A 19828-nucleotide genomic window follows, 5' to 3' on the forward strand; every position below is an offset into this window, starting at 1 on the left:
AAAAGTTAAAAATATTTTTTTGCATATTTGCTTAGAACTTTATTAGCTATTCCCATAATTTTATTTTGTTCAAGTATGAATATAGGAATTTTCAAATCTTTTGCAGCTAATCCTACAGGAACTGTTACATATCCTCCAGTTAAAATTACAAAATCTATTTTTTCTTTTTTGAGAATATTTTTTACTTTGACATAGTTTGAAAATGTATTAATTAACACATTGATATTTTTTAATGAGTGTAAAGGCCTTATTAATCCTTTTACTTTTAAAGGAATATGTATAGCTTCCGGGAAATCCTGAGGTACTTTAAAGTAATCTAATCTGTTGTATATAGTAAAATATGTTAAATTAAAATTTATATTATTTTTTAACTCTTTGATAATTGAATAAGCGGGATAATAATGTCCACCGGTACCACCACCTGACACCACAATATTATACTTCATCTGTATTTTCCACCTTTTTTTCATTTTTTATTTCATCAATTGGTTGTTCTTCTATAATTTCGTAATAAATCATCCCCATAATATAGCCAATTGAAACAATAGTTATTAGTAATGAGGAATTTCCATAACTCATTAAAGGTAATGTAACTCCTGTTGTGGGTAACATACCAACAGAGACGCCAATATTTATAAAGCTCTGGAAAAATATCCAGAATGCAAAAATTACCATAAAATTTCGAGCAGCTGAGTTTTTAATATAATGGGATATTAAAATTAATTCTCTTGAGATTAAGAAATATAAAGTAATAACCATTATAATGCCTATTTTTCCCCATTCTTCTCCGATTACAGCTATAATGAAATCGCTATATGAATAAGGTACTGTATATTTTTCTTCTCCTATAAAGGTTCCAGAACCAAACAATCCACCATTGGTAATAGCATCAAGAGATTGTTGAAGTTGATAATTTTCTTCCTTGTTTGAAAACTTTTCTAAACGAGATTTTTGATATCCCTGCAAAAAATCTGTATTTGTTATAATAAATATTCCCACAATTATTATCAATGCTATAGTTAGATAAAAATGTATATTTTTTACACCATTTACATAGATCGTAAGTATTGAAAGTATAAATATAAGAATAGATGCGCTTAAATCAGGTTCTAAAAATATTAATGCAACTTCTAAAAAGATAATGAATAAAGGAATTATAATTCCAAAAGTAAAATTAGATTTTTTTTCTTTGATTTTATAATAGTACCAGGATAAATATAATGGCAAAAATAGTTTTATAAATTCTGATGGTTGAATTTGAATTCCTAACAATGTTATCCAGCGCTTTGTTCCATTTATAGGTGTTTGAGTTAAAACCAAAACCAGCAACATTGTAAAAAATATAAAGAGTAAATTCATAAAGTGTTTGCTTTTTGTAATGAACCTGGATAAAACAAAGGCAATAAATCCTAAAAATGATGATAACAGAATGGTAAAAATGTGTTTTTGAAACATTTTATCGATTTGAACAGATGAGAAAGTATATTCCATGGCTTTTAAAGAACTATAAACGAAAAATGTTCCTAATGTCAGAGCCATCCCCACTGTAATTATAAATAAAATAATTCTATTTTTTAATACTTTGTTTTTATTCACTATACCATCTCCATTAATCTATACACTTCTTTTTTAAAGGCTTTTCCGCGTTCTTTATAATTTTTAAAAAGATCATAACTTGCGCCTGCAGGCGATAATATTATATAATAACCTTCATCAGCCAGTGAAACTGCTTTTTTAAACGCAGAATTTAAATTTTTTTCTATAATATAGTTTGTGAAAAAAGGATATTTTTTTATTTCATTAATCATTTCTCCAAATACAATTGTCTTTCTTGCATTTTTCTGCAGTTCCTTCAAAAATTCTGTCATATCCTCATTTTTGGGACGTCCGGATAATAAAGCAATATAATCTTTATTCCTGAAAGATTTATATGCTGAAAATGCAGCATGTACATTGGTTGCTTTTGAGTCGTTGTAAAATTTAATATTTTTGTATTCTCCAACAAATTCTAACCTATGTTCTAATGTTTTAAATGTTTTTAAACTTTCTTCAATTAAGTCTTTTGATATGTCAAGATTTAGAGCTATTGCTACAGCGGCTAAAACATCTTCTTTATATATATCTAAATTTAATGCGTTATTTTTTATTGTTATGTTAATATTGTTTTTTGTTTTTATCATGTTATTATTCCATAAATAATCACCATTTTCCCCGAAGAAGAATAGATTTTTATTATTGAAATCGAAATAGGATTTAAGGTTTGCATTAACAAAACCAAGTCCTTTGTTGTTGATACTTTTTAAAATTAAATCTATTTTTGTATTATAGTATTCTTCAAGTGAAGAATGCCAATCTAAATGGTCTGGCATAAGATTTATTAAAGCAGAAATCTCTGGAGTAAATTCTTTACTCCAGAATAATTGAAAGCTTGAAACTTCAACTATATATATTTCTTTGTTAAATTCAGCAGTTGAAAGGGTGTTCCCAGATTTCCTCCAATAAATGTATTATATGCATTTTTCAATATATGACCTATTAATTTAGTAGTTGTAGATTTTCCATTTGTTCCTGTAATGGCTATAAAAATTGATTCTGGATTTTTATCCTTTATTTTTTTCCAGACATATTCAATTTCTGTAGTATATGAAATATTATTTTCTTTTATAATTTTTACAGGAAGGCTTTCAGGATTTATTCCCGGGCTGATTATTGCCAGATCAGAATTTTTTAATAATTCTCCGTGTTTTTCTTCGTACAAAATATTATTATTTTCAAAAAAGAAAATTTCTTTATCAGAAAAAGGTTTATTATTACTTACATATATTTCATCATCTTCATTTATCAAAATTTTTTTTAAAAGTTCTTCATTACTTATACCATATCCAACAAGACAAATTTTCATAATATACCTCCAAGAGCTATTATAGAAAATATTAAATTAATAAGAATAAATCTAAATGTAATATTTTCTTCTGGCCATTTTTTCAATTCAAAGTGATGGTGTATTGGTGACATTAAAAAAACTCTTTTGCCTCTTAATTTAAATGAAGTAACCTGGATAATAACGCTTAATGTTTCAATGATGAATATAAAGCCTGTAAAAAACAGGAAAAACTCTATATGATAATATGTAGTTAAAGCGCTTAAAATTGCTCCGAGAGCTAAAGATCCTGTATCACCCATAAAAATTTTTGCGGGTTTAACATTAAAAATGAGGAAAATAGATATGGGTAGAATAATAGAAAATAACAAAAATATAGGTGCATTAAATAGTATAACTCCAATGAGAATAGTAAATATAGAAGAAATTACAAATGTTCCACCAGCTAATCCATCGAGTCCATCTGTAAGGTTTGTTGCATTGGAAAATCCAGTATAAAGAAATATATATAGAATAAAATATATTATGGAGTTAATATCAATTGCACTTTTTATAAAAGGGATATTCAATTTAAAAGGAGAAAAAAATTTTGAAAAAAGTAAATATAATATTATTGAAAATGATATCTGTAATATTAATTTTCCTTTTGGGGTTAATCCCATAGCATCTTTTTTCAATATAGATTTGAAATCATCGAAAAAACCTATAAAACTGAATAACAATGCTGAAACTGATATATATAAAAATATAAAATCCTTTAAAAACACAAAACCCAAAATATTTAATATAGCAATTGTTGGAATAAAAATTATTCCTCCAGCAGTAGGTGTTCCCTGTTTATAACCGTGTAAATCAGGACCTTCTGGTCTAATATACTGTCCAAATTGTTTTTTTCTTGCCCAGAGGATATATTTTGGATATAATAAAAATTCAATAAAAATAATGATAAGAGATATCAATAATAACATTTTTTCCTCCTTAATCTTTGTTATTAAAAATTTCTTCAACAAATTTCCATAAGCCAGTTCCATTGGAGCCTTTTACGTAAATAAAAGCTTTTGGAATATTTAAAATTCTAAAAACCTCATTTTTATCTCGCAAGAATTTTATATCTTTGAAATCAAATTTCTTTTGTGGATCGTAAAAATAAATTTCATCAAAAAAATCCTTAGCTTTTTCAATTATTTCTTGATGATATTCATAGCTTTGTTCTCCTATTTCCAGAACTTCCGCCATTAATAATATCTTTTTATTATCAAAATCCATTTTTTTAAAACTTTCAAAAGCAGCCAAAAAAGCTTCTTTTGAAGCATTATATGCATCGTTTATAATAATAGAATCCTTAAATTGTTTCAATTTAAATCTTTTTTCCGGTAATTTAAAACCTGAAATATAAAAAGGATCTAAAGGTATTTCGAAATAAAGAGAAACCATTAAAGCGGCTAATGCATCCATTAATTGTCCTTTATTCCATATTCCGGTAAATGTAAGCATTAAATTTTCACCATAAATATTATAAAAAACTCGTGTATTTCCATTTAGATATTCAAAATCAATTAGATAACCATCATTTTCTTTTTTTTCGCCAAACTTAAAAACTTTAATATCTGAAGGATATTTTATATTTAATAACGGCTCATCGCCGTTAATAAATACAATACCGGGTTTTTCAGCGTATGACAAAATTTTTAATTTTTCTTCTGCTATTTTTTCTCTTGTTTTGAAAAATTCCAGATGTGAACTTCCTATATTAAGTATTATAGAAACATTTGGATTGTAATATTTAGAGAGATATTTTATATCATTTTCCTTTCTTAAACCCATTTCCAGGATTGAAACTGGTTGATTTTTATAGTTATTTAATATACTTAGAGGAATACCTATCTCAGTATTATAGTTTTTTTCTGTTGTAAAAACATTAAATCCATATGATAATAAATGAAAAAGGAAAAACTTTGTAGTAGTTTTTCCATTTGAACCTGTAATGCCTATTCTAATTTTGGAATATTTTTTTAAGTTTTTTGAGGCAATATCATTTATATAATTAATTACATTATCCACCAGAATAATATTATTTTTAATATAATTTCTTTTTTCTTCAACTATAGCGCTATTAGCTCCTTTGTTAAAGGCATCATTGACAAAGTCATGACCGTTACTATGTTCTCCTTTTATAGCAATAAAAATATCTCCTTCTTTAACACTTCTTGAATCTATTTCATAATGATTATTCATCTCTTCATCACCTTTCTGAATTTTTGAACAATATCATATGCAACTTCATAATCATTAAAAAGTATTTTTTTCCCATTTTCATAGAGTTGAAATTTTTCGTGTCCTCTTCCAGCAATAATAACGATGTCATCTCTTGAAGCAAAACTAACTGCTGCTTTTATAGCAGTTTTTCTATCTCTGATAACAATAAATGTTTTTTCTTTATCTATTCCTTCTAATATATGTTCTACTATTTCATCGGGATCGTCATCTTTTGGATCATCATCTGTAATTACTATTAAATCACTATATCTGGAAGCAATTTCTCCCATTATTTTTCTTTTGCCAATGTCAGCAGCACCTCCGGCACCGAATACAAGAATAATTCTCCCTTTTGTGATTTTTCTGGCGCTTTTTAAAACCTTTTCTAAAGCGTCTGGAGTATGTGCAAAATCAATATACACCTTATACTCAATATCTTTTGTATTTTCAACAAGTTGGAATCTTCCTGGAACACCATTGAAAGTTAAAAATCCGTGTCTTATTGTTTCATTATCTACCTTCATTAATTTTAAAGCGATAAATGCAGCAGTGATATTTTGTGCGTTATATTCGCCAATTAAATGTGTGTGGATTTTATTTTCTGTCCCATCGGGTTCTGTTATAATAAAACTCATTTGAGAATTATTATATTCAACATTTGATATCTTATAATCTGCAACTTTATTAAAGCCATAAGTTATAATATTATCCTTCTCCAATGGAACTTCATTTAGATTTATACAGTCTAAATTAATGATTCCATATCCTGTATTTTTTAATTGTTTAAATAGAGATAATTTTGTTTTTTTGTATTCTTTAAAGTCTTTATGATAGTCAAGATGGTCTCTTGTTATATTTGTTAAAATTGCAATGGAAAAAGGGATTTTGTATATCCTTTTTTGATCGATAGCATGTGATGAAACTTCAAGGCAGATATTTTTTATGGACCTTTCTCTTGAAAGACTTAAGATTTTTGCAATTTCATCTACACCTGGCGTGGTGTTATATGGTTCATAAAGTAATTCGTCTCCAACTTTAATCCCAACTGTACTTATCAAAGAACTATTTTTTTCTCCCTGCGTCAAAACATAATGAATTAAAGAAATTACTGTTGTTTTTCCGTTCGTTCCAGTAACTCCTATAATATTAAAATCATCAAAGTTTATGTTATAATATGCATAATTAAGCAAAGCATAAGCTTTTTTTGTATCGCTAACCAGAATATATGGATGAGATTGTGGCACTTTTTTCGGATTTTCAGCAATGATTAAAGCAGCTTTAAATTCTATTGCGGTTTTTATAAAATCGTGGCCATCAAAATATGTTCCTTTTATACAAACAAAAACCGATCCCGGTTTTATTTTATTTGTATTATTGGTAAAGAATGTATATTCTTTTTCCAAAGGAAAATTGTATTCAATGATTAAGTTATCCAACACATCAATAATCTTATGGCCAATCATAATATCACGCTCCCATATATCATTTCTTAACTAATTTTACACCAATAATTAATTTTTTACAACCCTTTTTTTATGTTATCATATAATTAGCACTCAAAAAAAGGAGTGATAAAATGCCGAAAGAATTGAGCAACAGACAAAAAAAAGTTTTATTTTCTATAATAGAAAATTTCATAAAAGAAAAAAAACCTATAAGTTCATCGGAAATATTAAAAAAATCTAATTTAAGTGTTAGCTCTGCTACTATCAGGAATGATATGCAGAAATTGCAACATCTTGATCTTATATTCCAACCGCATTCAAGCGCTGGAAGAATCCCCACAGATAAGGCTTTAAGATTATATTTTGAAGCAATAAAAGAGAGTTTTTCTGTGAAAAGTAAAAATATTGAATTGCCACAGGATTATAAGTTTTATGATATAAATATTATGTTTGATAAGTTTTCAAAGATGCTTTCTGAGCTAACTAATAGTCTGGTTATTCTGGAATTGCCAGACTCAAGGTATATATATATAACAAGAGCTGTGGTTTCAGATTTAACGAATGATTTTTATCAAATAACCTTGATGACGAATTTAGGATTATCTATTACAAGAACTGTGGAAAAATTCGGATTTCCATCTCCTAAAGAACTTGAAAAAATATTAAATAATGGATTGATTGGAAAATCCATGCATGAAATTATTAATATTATAAAGTCAAAAAGTATAGAAAAAGAACAGGATATTAGATTAATGAATTTATATAATCTTGTATTTTTATTGGCGGAAGAATTTTTTAGGAATAAATTTATTGTAAATGGATTGGCAAAAGTTATCTCTTCAGGATATTTTAACACAAAAGAGATAGTTTTTCTATCTAAAGTTGTAGAGGAAGATAAAATGAAAGTTCAGTTATTATCATTGAAACCTTTTGATATTGAAATAAAAACTACTATAGGAAATGAATTTGGCATTAATGAATTGAGAAATTTTATAATGATTGAAACGTCATACTGTCATAATGCAAATCCTCTCGGAAAAGTTGCGCTATTGACATTTAAATATAGCAATTATAAAAGAATATACACTATTTTAAATGAATATACTTCCAGATTATCTAAAATAATATCAAAAAATTTATAAGGAGGGATTTTAATGCCACAGAAAAAAAGAAAATGGAAGTTGAAAATAAAAGCGTAAAAAGAAAAGAACAGGAGTTAGATAAAGATATGGAGGATTTAAAAAAAGAAATAGAAGAGTTAAAAAAGGAACTGGAAAATCAAAAAGGTGAAAAAGAAAAATTGATAGGGGAATATGAAAAAATAAAGAATTATGCTATTAATTTAAAAGTAGATTTTGAAAATTATAAAGACATTGTTCAGAAAGAAAAAATTAGAATAAAAAAAGAAGCAAAAGAAAGCGTAATAAAGCAATTATTACCGATATATAAAAACTTTTCAATTGTAATGAATAATAGAGAAAATCTTGATATCTTCGCCCAGGGGTTGAAATGGTTTATAAATCATTTGTTAAAACAATTGAAGATATTGGTGTTGAATTTATTAACCCTAACAAAAATGATAAATTTGATCCTTTTGAACATGATGCTATTGAGAAAGTTGAAACTGATGAGGTAGAAGAATATCATATATATAGTCTGGAATCACCAGGAATAAAATTAGATGGTAAAATAATTGAACCGGCAAAGGTAAAAGTTGCCATAAAACCTTCAAATAAAAGGAAGAAGTCAAAGAGAAAGAAGAATCAAAAGAGGAAGAAACAAATGAAAAAGAAAGGGTGAATGATATTGAATCAGAAGAAGGATTATTATGGGATATTAGGAATTTCCAAAAACGCAACACCAGAAGAGATAAAAAAAGCATATAGACAATTGGTTAAAAAATGGCATCCAGATAGACATCAGGAAAACAAAAAAGAAGCAGAAGAAAAATTTAAGGAAATACAAGAAGCATATGAAGTTTTAAGCGATCCTCAGAAAAAAGCTCTTTATGATAGATTTGGTTTTGTTCCAGAAAACGGTATGCCGCCTCCTGGCCAGGGGGAGGAAGAGGTGGATTTGAAGATTTATTTGAAGACCTATTTGGCAATTTTGGAGATTTTGGTGGAACATTTTCTGATATATTTGATATGTTTATGGGTGGAGGAACTTCTTCTCAGAAAAGGCAGAGAACATCAAAACCTCCAGTTAGAGGAGAAGATAAATTTTTCTCAATTACAGTTGATTTAAAGGATGTATTAAATGATATAAAAAAGCATATAGAATACGATAGGTATACTGTATGTAAGGCATGTAATGGAACTGGAGCAAAAAATGGGACAAGTTTCACCACATGTCCAAGATGTAATGGAACAGGTACAATAAAGGAAGAAGAAAGAACCTTTTTTGGAGTATTTGTTAGAAATTATCAATGTCCAACCTGTCATGGTGAAGGAAAAATAATAAATGAACGCTGTGACGTGTGTCATGGTAGTGGAAAAATATTACATAGGGAAAAATAGATATAACAATACCAGCAGGTGTGGAAGATGGATACACTTTTAGAATACCAAATAAAGGAAATGACGGTAAAAATGGTGGGCCATCGGGAGATTTGATAATTAAGGTTAATGTAAGAAGACATCCGAAATTTGTAAGAAATGGTAACAATTTAGAAACTACAGTAGATATTGATTATGTACAGGCTTTATTAGGTGCAACTATAGATTTAGAATTGTTAAATGGAAAAACAACACTAAAGATTCCAGAAGGGATAAATCCCGGCACAGTTCTTGTTTTAAAAGGACATGGGTTGCCCGATTTTAGAACAGGAAAATTTGGTGATTTATATGTAAAGATAAATGTTAGAATTAAAAAACCAGGCTTAAGGGAAAAGAAACTGTTGAAAGAAATTGCTAAATTAAAAAGACTGGGGAATAAATTTTGGAAAAAAGATTTGACCTTAAAAAGGAAACTGTTAATTATATTATAATAACAATTGGAACTTTATTAACAGCATTGGGAATTGTGTTATTTCTTGATCCATTTTCTATAGTTGCTGGTGGCGTCAGTGGCCTTGCTATTGTTTTAAAGAATTTATTCGGTTGGTGGCTTGGATTACAAATGTTAATTTATAATATAATCCTTTTTGCTTTGGGATTTTGGCTATTAGGTGTGGGTTTGGTTTTAAAAGTATATATGCAGCACTATTGTTATCATTTTCAATTGATTACTTTGAACAGGTCTGGCATTTGGATTCAAAAATGAAATCATTATTATTAAATTCAAATTTTAATATTGATCCATTACTGATAAGTGCAATTTATGGTGGTGTTTTAGCAGGTATTGGTATAGGACTTGTTATATGGAGAAATGCCTCAACCGGCGGTACTGATATTATAGCAATGATAATAAACAAATATTTTCACGTTTCAACTGGAAAAGGCCTTTTGCTGGTTGATACATTGGTTACAATGTCAGCATTTTTGATTAATCCAATTGTTCCTATGTTTGGCGTCATTACCATTTTTGTTACGTCAAAAATGATAGACACTGTGGTTGAAGGATTTGAGGCAACAAGAACAGTGTTGGTTATAAGCGAAAAATATGATAAAATTAAAGAGATGATATTTGAAAAACTCGATAGAGGAGTTACTTTTTTAAATGGTGAGGGTGGATATACATCAAAAGAACGAAAGATTTTAATGGTTGTATTAACAAGAAGAGAAATCGGAGAGTTGAGAAGGATAATAAAAAATATTGATGATAAAGCGTTTGTAAGTATATTTCCAAATTCAGAGACTTTGGGATATGGATTTAAGAGGTTAAGATAGGAGGTTGAGTTGTGGACGACCCCAGTAGTTATAAGGATATTATAGTTATGATTTTAGAAATAGTTACATTGTTGTTTTTATCAGCGTTTTTTTCTGCATCGGAGACAGCATTAACTTCTATGAGCAGATTGAAGATAAAGGATTTAATAGAAAGTGAAGATGATGAAAAATCCAAAGAAAATCTTCACAACTTTTTGCATCATCCGAATCAATTATTGACCACGATTCTTGTGATGAATAATCTGGTAAATATTCTGGTTTCTTCTTTGACAACGGCCTTTATTATTGAATTGGTACCAGGAAATGCAGGAAAAGCTGTGGGAATAGTTACTGGCGTTTTGACATTAATGATACTAATTTTTGGTGAAATAACACCTAAAGTTTATGCAAGAGAAAATACAGAAAAATTCTTTAATTTTGTATTTCCTGTAATTTCATTTTTAACCTATATATTAAAACCAATAATATGGTTGCTGGTAAATATTTCTAATTTTTTCATTAAATTATTTGGTGGAGAAAAGATAAGTGAAGCACCTTTTATAACAGAAGACGAAATAATGAATTATCTTGATATTGGACATGAAGAAGGAGTTATAGAAAAAGATGAAAAATTCATAATGAAAAGGGGTTTAGAATTAAAAGAAATTTCTGTAAAAGAAATAATGACTCCAAGGGTTGATATAATTGCTATTTCAGAGGAAGATACATTAAATGAGTTAATAAAAATAATAAATGAAGAAGGATACTCAAGGATACCAATATACAAAGAATCAATAGATAATATAATAGGGGTTTGTTATGCAAAAGATGTATTTAAAATTCTTGAAAAAGAAGGATTAAATGAAGATGTTTTGAAGATTAATATAAAAAATATTATGCACAAAGTAGAATTTATTCCTTTAACTATGAAAGTTAGAGATGTTATGAAATTGTTTTTAGAGAAACATACTCATATGGCTATTGTAGTTGATGAATATGGTGGAACAGCAGGATTGGTAACCCTGGAAGATATATTGGAAGAATTAACAGGAGAAATACTGGATGAATACGATATAGTATCTGAAGAAATTAATATAGTAAAGCTTGGTAAAAATATATATCTGGTTAATGGGACAACCCCTATTAATGACGTAGAAAGAGAATTAGATCTGGAATTGCCAGATACTGATTTTGAAACAATAGGTGGACTATTATTAGAGGAATTTGAGAGATTTCCAAAAGCAGGAGAAAAGATTACATTAGAAGGAGTTATTTTTGAAATTGTATCTGTATCAAAAAATAAAATTGATAAAGTAAAAATTACTGTTAAGGAGGATTTTAATGAAAACAAATCAAGAGAAGTTTGAACTATTATATAAAAAGGCTAAAGAAGCGTTAAATAATTCTTATTCTCCATATTCAAAATTTAAAGTCGGAGCGGCTTTAATTACAAAAAGCGGTAAAATATATACAGGTACAAATGTTGAAAATGCATCTTATGGATTATCAATGTGTGCAGAAAGAATAGCAATATTTAAGGCAGTGTCAGAAGGGGAAAAGGATTTTGAGGCATTAGTTGTAATTGGGGATACAGATGAACCAATAAGCCCATGTGGCGCGTGTAGACAGGTTATTGCAGAATTTGGTGTAGACGAAGTTATACTAACAAATTTAAAAAAAGATTTAAAAATCATGAGTGTTGAAGAATTACTTCCGTATGGTTTTTCCGGGAAGAGCTAAATGATAAAAATACTGATAATAGATGAAAATGAAGACCATCGTTTCTTTTTAAAGTATTTGTTTTCAAATGAAAATGAGATTCTGAAAATATTGGAGTTCAATGAAGAATTTAAGGTATATGAAGCAAAGAACGGATTAGAAGGTATAAGGATGGCTCAATTACATGAGCCAAATATTGTTATATTAGAAGAAAAACTCCCTGAAATGAATGGAATTGAAGTTTGTGAGAAACTAAAATTGATGAAAAGAAATTTCGATGTTCCTATAATCTTTTTTACAGCAGTAAATGATTTAAATACTAAAGAAAAAGCTTTTAAAATTGGGGCATCTGATTATATTGTAAAACCAGCTCATCCGTATGAAATTTTAATAAGGGTGAAAAAACACCTTGATTTTTATAATACGCAAAAAAAGCTAAAACAAACACTGAAAAACTATGAAAAAGATTTAAAAATAGCAAGAAATGTTCAAAGAAATTTATTGCCAAAAACAAAGAAAATTAATAATATTATGTTTGACTATATATATATTTCGTCGCATAATACCTCTGGAGATATGCTTGAAATAATTCCTATGGCTGATAATAAAACATTTGCATATATATATGATATTTCCGGTCACGGCGTAACTTCTGCTCTTTTGTCGATAATTGTTAAACAGGAAATAGATAGAATAGTAAATAATGAGAATATGACTGATTTAAAGGAGATAATATTAAAATTAGAGGAGAGCATAAAGGAATATTTTTTTGATGGTAGATATTTTACAGGTATTTTTTCAATAATATCAGAGAATACTATTGAATATGTAAACTTAGCACATAGGGAAGTAATATTTTTAAAAAATAACCATATTGAATATGATAGAAGAACTGATTTCCCAATGGGAGTAGGTTTAATTAATTCAGATAATATAAATATATTTAAAAAAGAAATAGATAAAGATACATTTATTGTATTTTATACTGATGGAATTTTAGATATGACTGATTTTACTGAAAAAGAATTATATAATATTCTGATTGCGAAAGAGTATAAAAGCATTAAGGAGATAATAGATATATTGAAAGAAGCAATAGAAGGACATCTTGAGTGGAATTTCCCAAATGACGATATAACGGTGTTAGCATTAAAATGGGAGGAATAAGTATGAATTTTGAAGAAAAAGCATTGAATGAAGAAAAAGTATTTAAAGGGTTTTGCTTGATGTAAGAAAAGCAACTGTTGAATTGCCCAATGGGAAAAAATCAACAAGGGAGTTTGTTGTTCATCCTGGAGCTGTTGCAATTTTACCAATTGAAAGCAATAACGTATATTTAGTAGAGCAATATAGATTTCCAATAGGAAAGCACTTATTGGAAATACCAGCTGGAAAATTTGATGAACCTGGTGAAGTGCCGTTGGAATGTGGTAAAAGAGAATTGGAAGAAGAAATAGGGAAAAAAGCTAAAACCTGGATATATCTTGGATATATTTATACAACCCCTGGATTTTCAAATGAAATAATTCATCTTTATTTAGCTAAGGATCTTGAGGAATCTAAAATGAATCTGGATGAAGATGAATTTTTAGAAGTAAAAAGATTTCAATTGATGAATTTGAAAAAATGGTGTTGAACAATGAAATAACAGATGCTAAAACAATAGCAGCGTATACAAGAGCTAAATTACTAGGAGGGATATAAAAATGAGTGTTAGGGTAAGATTTGCACCAAGTCCAACAGGTTTTTTACATGTAGGAGGAGCCAGAACTGCATTATATAATTATCTTTTTGCAAAGAAACACGATGGCGTGTTTGTATTAAGAATTGAAGATACGGATATTGAAAGATCAACAAAGGAATCAGAGAATCAATTAATTGAAGCTTTAACATGGTTAGGGTTAGACTGGGATGAAGGACCTAATGTAAAAGGGGAATATGGACCTTACAGACAAAGCGAAAGAACATATATATATAAACAAATGACAGAAAAATTAATTAATGAAGGTAAAGCATATTATTCATATGTATATCCAGAAGAATTAGAAGAAATAAAGGAAAAATTAGCTAAAGAAGGGAAACCACCACATTATTCATATGAATTATTGGAACCATATAATACAGAAGAAAGAAAAAAAGAATTTGAAGAAAAAGGACTAAAACCAGTTGTATTTTTTAAGATGCCAAGAAAACCATTTTCTATTAATGACTTAATTAAAGGACCTGTAACATTTGGGGAAGGAGCTATTGGCGATTTTATAATTATGAGAAGTAATGGGTTACCAACCTATAATTATGCTGTTGTTATAGATGATATGACAATGGAAATTACGCATGTTATTCGTGGAGATGACCATTTGTCAAATACATTAAGGCAGGTTGCATTATATGAAGCATTTGGAGTTAAAGTTCCAGAATTTGCACATGTTTCAATGATTTTGGGGCCAGATGGCAAAAAATTATCCAAAAGACATGGCGCAACTTCTGTAGAAGAATTCAGAAATAAAGGATATTTACCAGAAGCATTGGTTAATTATTTAGCCTTATTGGGTTGGTCGCACCCTGAAGGAAAAGAAATAATGCCTTTAAATGAAATGATAGAAAACTTCGATTTAAATAGGGTAAATTCAAGTCCAGCTATCTTTGATAATGAAAAGTTAAAATGGATGAATGGAGTATATATAAGAAATGCAAATTTAGATAGAATTGTAAAATTATCAAAACCATTTATTCTTGAAAAAGGATTATTAACAGAAGAACAATTTGAGAACAATAAAAAATGGGTAACAGAAGCAGTTGATATTGTAAGAGAATCTGTTGAAGATTTATCCCAAATTCCTGATAAATTGGAAATATTTTTAAATGATTTTGAAGTCGAGCTTGAAAATGAAGAACTAAAAGAATTTTTAGATGCAGAAGGTGTAAAAAATACAATAAAATTAATACATGAAAAAGTATTAAATGATCCAGACTGGAAAGTAGAAACAATATTAAAGAACATTAAAGAAGCAATGAAAGAAGCAAAACCAAAGAAAAAACCATTTTATATGTCCTTAAGAAAGATATTGACTAATTCCTTTGAAGGTCCTGATTTAGTAAAAACCATTCATTTAATAGGAAGGACAAGAGTTCTTCAAAGATTGGAAAGAGTGGTGGCTAAATGGTGAAGACTATAAAAATATTTGATACTTTAAAAAGCGAATTGGTTGATTTTGAACCTATTGAAAAAAATCATGTTCGCATGTATGTATGTGGTCCTACTATCTACAATTTAATTCATGTTGGAAATGCAAGACCTATGATAGTTTTTGATGCATTTAGAAGATTTTTAGAATATGTAGGATATAAAGTAACCATGGTTCAAAATTTTACAGATATAGATGATAAAATAATAAATAAGGCAAATGAAGAAGGAGTGCCTTTTGAGGAAATAGCTGAAAGATATATAGTTGAATATTGGAAGGATTCATATTATTTAAGAATTAGATCTGCAAATTATCATCCGAAAACATCAAATTATGTATCGGAAATAATAGAATTTATTGAGGATTTAATAAATAAAGGTTATGCGTATGAATCTGATAGTGATGTATATTTCGATGTTGCAAAGTTTGAAAAATACGGTGAATTATCCCATAGAAATCCAGATGATATGATATCTGGAGCGAGAATAGAAATATCAGAAAAAAAGAGGAATCCGCTTGATTTTACATTGTGGAAAGCAGCGAAAGAAGGAGAACCATATTGGGAAAGTCCATGGGGTAAAGGAAGGCCAGGATGGCATATTGAATGTTCTGTTATGTCAAATTGTTTATTAGGAGACTCTTTTGATATACATGCAGGTGGAAATGATTTAATTTTCCCACATCATGAAAATGAAAAGGCTCAATCAGAAGCCAGACATGGAAAAACATTTGCAAAATATTGGATGCATAATGGAATGATAAGATTCTCAGGAGAAAAAATGTCAAAGTCTATTGGAAATATATGGCTTGTAAGAGAATTGATAAAAGCATATGATCCTGATACTATCAAAACATTTATATTATCAAAACATTATAGATCACCGTTAGATTTTACAGAAGAAGGATTAAATGCTCAAAAGAAAGCTGTAAAAAGAGTAAATGAAGCATTAAAAAGAGTAGAAGAAAAATATGATGATCATGTGCCATATATTCCAAAATCTGATTATATGAAAGAAAAGATAAATAATTTTGTAGATTATTTATCCATTGATTTTAATACACCAAAAGCGATAGCATTGATTTTTGATCTGGTAAATGAATTAAATAGAGCATTTGATGAAAGCAATGAACAAAGAGTATTAGAAACATATCATTTAATTAGAAATGAATTTGGACCGGTATTGGGTATTTTTGAATTGCCTACAAAAGAAGAAAAAGCGATGAAGACAGAAGAATTGATGAATATTTTAATTGATGTAAGAAACTCGTTAAGAAAAGAAAAGAACTTTCAGTTAAGTGATTATATTAGGGATACATTAAAGAATATTGGGATAACATTAAAAGATACACCAGAAGGAACAAAATATACTATTGACTAAAAAACTCTGCTGTTTCAGCAGAGTTTTTTTATACTAATATGGTTCAAAATAAAATAATCAAAATAATATTCGCTCATATTATTTTTTCTTATTTTATTTTGACTATTATTAAGATAATTAATAAATATAATAAAGGAAATAATTTATAAATGGAATTAAAAAAATAAAACGAATGATGACTCGCAGATTGCCTTATCATTTCGCTTCGCGAAAGGATAAATATGTTTAAAAATAAGAATTTAATAAAAATTTTCTAAAATCCTTAACCCCTTCGCTCCGCGAAGAGTTTAAGCAATCAAGCGTCTGAATGAGTTTTATTTTTTATTCTATTCATTATATTTTGTTTATTTTGTACTTTATTATTATGAAAAAATCTTCATCTTAGATTTGACATGTGTAAAAAATGTGTTATAATTGTAAAGAAATAGAAAAAATGGAGGTAGGGTGATGAATTGCGAAAATGATATTTTATCTAATTTTGAGTTAATGGCGGAATTATCTTTAAAGCTAACAGGCGAAGAAAATGAAAAAGAATTTATGAAGAAACTTTTATCTGTAGCAATTGAAAGTATTCCAGAAGCAGAAGCCGGAACAATTTGGCTTATTGATAATACGCTATATAAAGCAGTAGTTGGATATAATTATAATGATGATGTTGTTGAAAACCTTGTAGTTCCTCTTGAAGATTCTTATATATATAAATATATGGATTCTATGGATATTATAGAGATTGATTCGTTTGAAGAGTTTAAAAGTCCATCAAGATTATTTAAAGAAAATTTGAAGGTATTGCATGCTAAACATGAAACAATGATAACTCTCGCATATCCGTTAAAAGTAGGAAATACGATAAAAGGGCACATTTACATAGATAATTTCCAATTAAAAAAATTTAGTGAGACTGCAAAAAAGTCATTAAAAATATTTGGCAGTTTTGCATCTACTTTTTTAACTCTAAAATCATTACGGGATGAAGAAAAAAAAGCAAATGAATTAAATAGAATATATTTGAGTTTTATTACACATGAGGTAAGGACTCCGTTAACAGCAATTTTAGGTTATGCAGAAAGTATATTGAGAGGAAAAGACGATTTTTCTAAAGAAGAAATTTTAGATTTAGTAAAAAGAATATATTTAAGTTCTAAACATATGAATTCTTTGATTTCAGATTTATCTACTTTTAATAAGTTAAATAGAGAAGAAGAATTAAATATTACAGAATTACATTTAAAATTCCTTGTATATGAATCAATTTCTATTGTTGAACCACAATTATCTCCAGAAGTTGAATTAAATATCAAATTTGGTGAAAATATTCCCGAGATGATAGAAACTGATCCAATTAAAATGAAACAAATATTGGTAAATATAGTTGGAAATGCAATAAAATACACTGATAAAGGATATGTTAATGTGTATATAGATTTTGATAAAAAAACAAAAGAATATATTATTGTTGTGAAAGATAGTGGCCCGGGTATGCCAAAAGATAAGTTAGATGAGATATTTAAACCTTTTGTTAGATTGGCAAAAAATAAGCCTGGTAGCGGATTGGGTTTGGCTATTGTAAAAAAATTGATAGAAAAGTTAAAAGGAAGAATTCATATTGATTCTGAGGTTGATAAAGGTACTACAGTAGAACTTAGATTTCCGCAAAGAATAAGCTAAAATAAAAATGGCCCATCATGGGCCATTTTTATTAACCTTTTTTATCTAAAGCAAGTTTTTCTTCATTGTCAGCATATCTTTTCATTCTGGTTTCATAATTATAGATTCCTCGTTTGGATGGATATTTTTCTGCATAACCTCTTTCATACCATAATTTGTCTGCATATGGTTTCCATCCTTCTGCTAATTTATCCAATTCTGGTGCTAATTCTGTAATTGTTTTTTCACTTCCTGGATGTTGCGGTATTGCATTAAACTTTTTAACCATTGACCTGAATACTTTTGGATTATCTATAATTGGACATGGTCTGAATAAATTATTTGAATATGGTATTGTTCTCTTATATGCTTCAAAGAATGGTGATTTTAATATTTCTATTATTGATTTTTCTCTTATATTATCTACTGCAAATTGTTGGAATACACATGGTTCTGCATATCCTTTGGCATTAATATGTAAGTATTTTGAACCTGCTGCTAAACATCCATGAGTTAAGAATCCATGATTCCAGAAATCTGCTACAAATGCAAAGTCTCCACCTAATCTTTCTTTTTCTGTTACTTCAAATCTTTCATATCTTTGTTCTGGTGTTGGTACCAATTCCATTGTTGGATCCATTCCTACTGGCATAAATTGATATATCCATACATATGCAACATTATGCTCTTTTAAGAATGTCCAGAATTCATCACTCATTATTAAATCGTGATTCTTTCTTGTTGCCGTTACTGATGCTCCATATATTACTCCGTATTTTGTTAATAAATCCCATGCATTTAATACTTTTTTGAATACCCCTTTTCCTCTTCTCCAGTCGGTCATTTCTTCAAAACCTTCAACAGATATTGAAAGTGTTGCATTTCCTAATTCCGCTAATCTTTTTGCTTTTTCTTCTGTTATTAATGTACCGTTTGAATATATCATGAAATAAGAATCATTGAATTCTTCTAACATTTCGAATAAGTGTGGATATATGAATGGTTCTCCTCCTGTAATAACAAAGAAATATATTCCAAGTTCATTGAATTGTCTGATTATACTGAATAATTCATCTTTTGATAATTGATATTTGTGTCCATATAATCCTGCATAACATCCAACACATCTTAAGTTACATGCATATGTTGGACTGATAACTGCTAATTTTGGTAATACTACTTTATGTTCATGCATCTTTTCCTGTCTTACTTTTTCTCCTATTGCAAATTCATTGATAATCAAATTGTTTATAACCTTTTCTACAACTTTTGGATTGGATCTTTTAAATAAGTTTGACCAGTTAACAAGCATTGGATCTCTATTTTCTGCACCTTCTGCTAATTTTCTTAAACCACTTTTTGCTGGTTCTTTTGCTAAGTTGGAAAGTGTTCTCAAAAGTTTTGCTAAATCTTCTACTTCTGAATTTCTTACAACGTTGGTTACGAGTTTGGATGCTTGTTTTAACATCATTGTTTTCATGCTATCAAGGATTTTCATAAAAACCCC

17 protein-coding genes and 3 pseudogenes are annotated in these 19828 nt (G+C 28.4%); 12 read left to right on the forward strand and 8 right to left on the reverse strand.

What is annotated here, in order from left to right:
• Positions 1-5: 5 nt before the first annotated feature.
• Genes DJ007_RS05290 through DJ007_RS05320 form a run of 7 tightly spaced genes read right to left on the reverse strand, consistent with a single transcriptional unit; the run spans position 6 to position 6600 of the window.
• Positions 6-446, reverse strand: coding sequence for a UDP-N-acetylglucosamine--N-acetylmuramyl-(pentapeptide) pyrophosphoryl-undecaprenol N-acetylglucosamine transferase (locus DJ007_RS05290; protein ID WP_165974029.1), 441 nt, complete (start codon positions 444-446; stop codon positions 6-8).
• Positions 436-1596: an FtsW/RodA/SpoVE family cell cycle protein gene (locus tag DJ007_RS05295; protein ID WP_129408650.1), complete on the reverse strand. Its 1161-nt coding sequence runs from the start codon at positions 1594-1596 to the stop codon at positions 436-438. The genes DJ007_RS05290 and DJ007_RS05295 overlap by 11 nt, the downstream gene beginning before the upstream one ends.
• Positions 1596-2504, reverse strand: coding sequence for a UDP-N-acetylmuramoyl-L-alanine--D-glutamate ligase (murD, locus tag DJ007_RS18905; RefSeq protein ID WP_129408651.1), 909 nt, complete (start codon positions 2502-2504; stop codon positions 1596-1598). The genes DJ007_RS05295 and murD overlap by 1 nt, the downstream gene beginning before the upstream one ends.
• The gene (locus tag DJ007_RS18910) at positions 2441-2902 is read right to left on the reverse strand and encodes a Mur ligase family protein (protein WP_129408652.1); all 462 of its coding nucleotides are present in this window, start codon (positions 2900-2902) and stop codon (positions 2441-2443) included. Before DJ007_RS18910 ends, murD begins: the two co-directional genes overlap by 64 nt.
• Positions 2899-3849, reverse strand: coding sequence for a phospho-N-acetylmuramoyl-pentapeptide-transferase (mraY, locus tag DJ007_RS05310; protein ID WP_129408653.1), 951 nt, complete (start codon positions 3847-3849; stop codon positions 2899-2901). Before mraY ends, DJ007_RS18910 begins: the two co-directional genes overlap by 4 nt.
• Positions 3850-3859: 10 nt before the next feature.
• A complete protein-coding gene (locus DJ007_RS05315; protein WP_129408654.1) occupies positions 3860-5116 on the reverse strand; it encodes a UDP-N-acetylmuramoyl-tripeptide--D-alanyl-D-alanine ligase in 1257 nt (418 codons plus the stop codon).
• Positions 5113-6600: a UDP-N-acetylmuramoyl-L-alanyl-D-glutamate--2,6-diaminopimelate ligase gene (locus DJ007_RS05320; RefSeq protein WP_129408655.1), complete on the reverse strand. Its 1488-nt coding sequence runs from the start codon at positions 6598-6600 to the stop codon at positions 5113-5115. Before DJ007_RS05320 ends, DJ007_RS05315 begins: the two co-directional genes overlap by 4 nt.
• Before the next feature lie 113 nt (positions 6601-6713).
• Between DJ007_RS05320 and DJ007_RS05325 the strand changes: the two genes are divergently transcribed.
• The 12 genes and pseudogenes from DJ007_RS05325 (at position 6714) to DJ007_RS05380 (ending at position 18342) form a co-directional block, all read left to right on the forward strand.
• Positions 6714-7724, forward strand: a complete 1011-nt coding sequence (locus DJ007_RS05325) for an HrcA family transcriptional regulator (RefSeq protein WP_129408656.1) — start codon at positions 6714-6716, stop codon at positions 7722-7724.
• Between the two features lie 86 nt (positions 7725-7810).
• A pseudogene (locus tag DJ007_RS05330) lies at positions 7811-8382 on the forward strand (nucleotide exchange factor GrpE).
• 3 nt (positions 8383-8385) lie between these two features.
• A pseudogene (dnaJ, locus tag DJ007_RS19995) lies at positions 8386-9571 on the forward strand (molecular chaperone DnaJ).
• A gap of 35 nt (positions 9572-9606) precedes the next feature.
• A pseudogene (locus tag DJ007_RS17235) lies at positions 9607-10148 on the forward strand (YitT family protein); the annotation flags it as partial.
• Between the two features lie 135 nt (positions 10149-10283).
• A complete protein-coding gene (locus tag DJ007_RS17240; protein ID WP_240739349.1) occupies positions 10284-10412 on the forward strand; it encodes a DUF2179 domain-containing protein in 129 nt (42 codons plus the stop codon).
• 11 nt (positions 10413-10423) lie between these two features.
• Positions 10424-11758: a hemolysin family protein gene (locus DJ007_RS05350; RefSeq protein WP_129408659.1), complete on the forward strand. Its 1335-nt coding sequence runs from the start codon at positions 10424-10426 to the stop codon at positions 11756-11758.
• Positions 11733-12131 (forward strand): cytidine deaminase, encoded by a 399-nt coding sequence (locus DJ007_RS05355; protein ID WP_129408660.1) that lies wholly within the window; start codon positions 11733-11735, stop codon positions 12129-12131. Before DJ007_RS05350 ends, DJ007_RS05355 begins: the two co-directional genes overlap by 26 nt.
• Positions 12132-13277, forward strand: a complete 1146-nt coding sequence (locus tag DJ007_RS05360) for a response regulator (RefSeq protein ID WP_129408661.1) — start codon at positions 12132-12134, stop codon at positions 13275-13277.
• A gap of 52 nt (positions 13278-13329) precedes the next feature.
• The gene (locus DJ007_RS05365) at positions 13330-13746 is read left to right on the forward strand and encodes an NUDIX domain-containing protein (RefSeq protein ID WP_240739300.1); all 417 of its coding nucleotides are present in this window, start codon (positions 13330-13332) and stop codon (positions 13744-13746) included.
• Positions 13747-13816: 70 nt separating this feature from the next.
• Positions 13817-15277, forward strand: coding sequence for a glutamate--tRNA ligase (gene gltX / locus DJ007_RS05370; protein ID WP_129408662.1), 1461 nt, complete (start codon positions 13817-13819; stop codon positions 15275-15277).
• A 5-nt stretch (positions 15278-15282) separates the two neighbouring features.
• Positions 15283-16674 carry a cysteine--tRNA ligase gene (gene cysS, locus DJ007_RS05375; protein ID WP_165974057.1) on the forward strand — a complete coding sequence of 464 codons (1392 nt, stop codon included), beginning with the start codon at positions 15283-15285 and terminating at the stop codon, positions 16672-16674.
• Positions 16675-17121: 447 nt separating this feature from the next.
• On the forward strand, positions 17122-18342 hold the full coding sequence (locus DJ007_RS05380) for a GAF domain-containing sensor histidine kinase (RefSeq protein ID WP_129408664.1): 1221 nt from the start codon (positions 17122-17124) through the stop codon (positions 18340-18342).
• A gap of 31 nt (positions 18343-18373) precedes the next feature.
• Here DJ007_RS05380 and DJ007_RS05385 read toward each other — a convergent pair whose 3' ends face one another.
• Complete coding sequence (locus DJ007_RS05385) at positions 18374-19819, reverse strand: radical SAM/SPASM domain-containing protein (RefSeq protein WP_129408665.1); 1446 nt, start codon at positions 19817-19819, stop codon at positions 18374-18376.
• Positions 19820-19828: the final 9 nt, after the last annotated feature.

It is taken from the genome of Marinitoga lauensis, from assembly GCF_004135675.1.
Lineage (GTDB): Bacteria > Thermotogota > Thermotogae > Petrotogales > Petrotogaceae > Marinitoga > Marinitoga lauensis.

Bases quoted from the DNA above. Each gene is read 5' to 3' on its own strand.
- DJ007_RS05355 (WP_129408660.1), top strand. From the start codon at position 11,733: ATGAAAACAAATCAAGAGAAGTTTGAACTATTATATAAAAAGGCTAAA.
- DJ007_RS05385 (WP_129408665.1), bottom strand. From the start codon at position 19,819: ATGAAAATCCTTGATAGCATGAAAACAATGATGTTAAAACAAGCATCC.
- DJ007_RS05320 (WP_129408655.1), bottom strand. From the start codon at position 6,600: ATGATTGGCCATAAGATTATTGATGTGTTGGATAACTTAATCATTGAA.
- DJ007_RS05325 (WP_129408656.1), top strand. From the start codon at position 6,714: ATGCCGAAAGAATTGAGCAACAGACAAAAAAAAGTTTTATTTTCTATA.
- DJ007_RS05315 (WP_129408654.1), bottom strand. From the start codon at position 5,116: ATGAATAATCATTATGAAATAGATTCAAGAAGTGTTAAAGAAGGAGAT.
- DJ007_RS05290 (WP_165974029.1), bottom strand. From the start codon at position 446: ATGAAGTATAATATTGTGGTGTCAGGTGGTGGTACCGGTGGACATTAT.
- DJ007_RS17240 (WP_240739349.1), top strand. From the start codon at position 10,284: ATGGTTGTATTAACAAGAAGAGAAATCGGAGAGTTGAGAAGGATAATA.
- DJ007_RS05380 (WP_129408664.1), top strand. From the start codon at position 17,122: ATGAATTGCGAAAATGATATTTTATCTAATTTTGAGTTAATGGCGGAA.
- DJ007_RS18910 (WP_129408652.1), bottom strand. From the start codon at position 2,902: ATGAAAATTTGTCTTGTTGGATATGGTATAAGTAATGAAGAACTTTTA.
- mraY (WP_129408653.1), bottom strand. From the start codon at position 3,849: ATGTTATTATTGATATCTCTTATCATTATTTTTATTGAATTTTTATTA.
- gltX (WP_129408662.1), top strand. From the start codon at position 13,817: ATGAGTGTTAGGGTAAGATTTGCACCAAGTCCAACAGGTTTTTTACAT.
- DJ007_RS05360 (WP_129408661.1), top strand. From the start codon at position 12,132: ATGATAAAAATACTGATAATAGATGAAAATGAAGACCATCGTTTCTTT.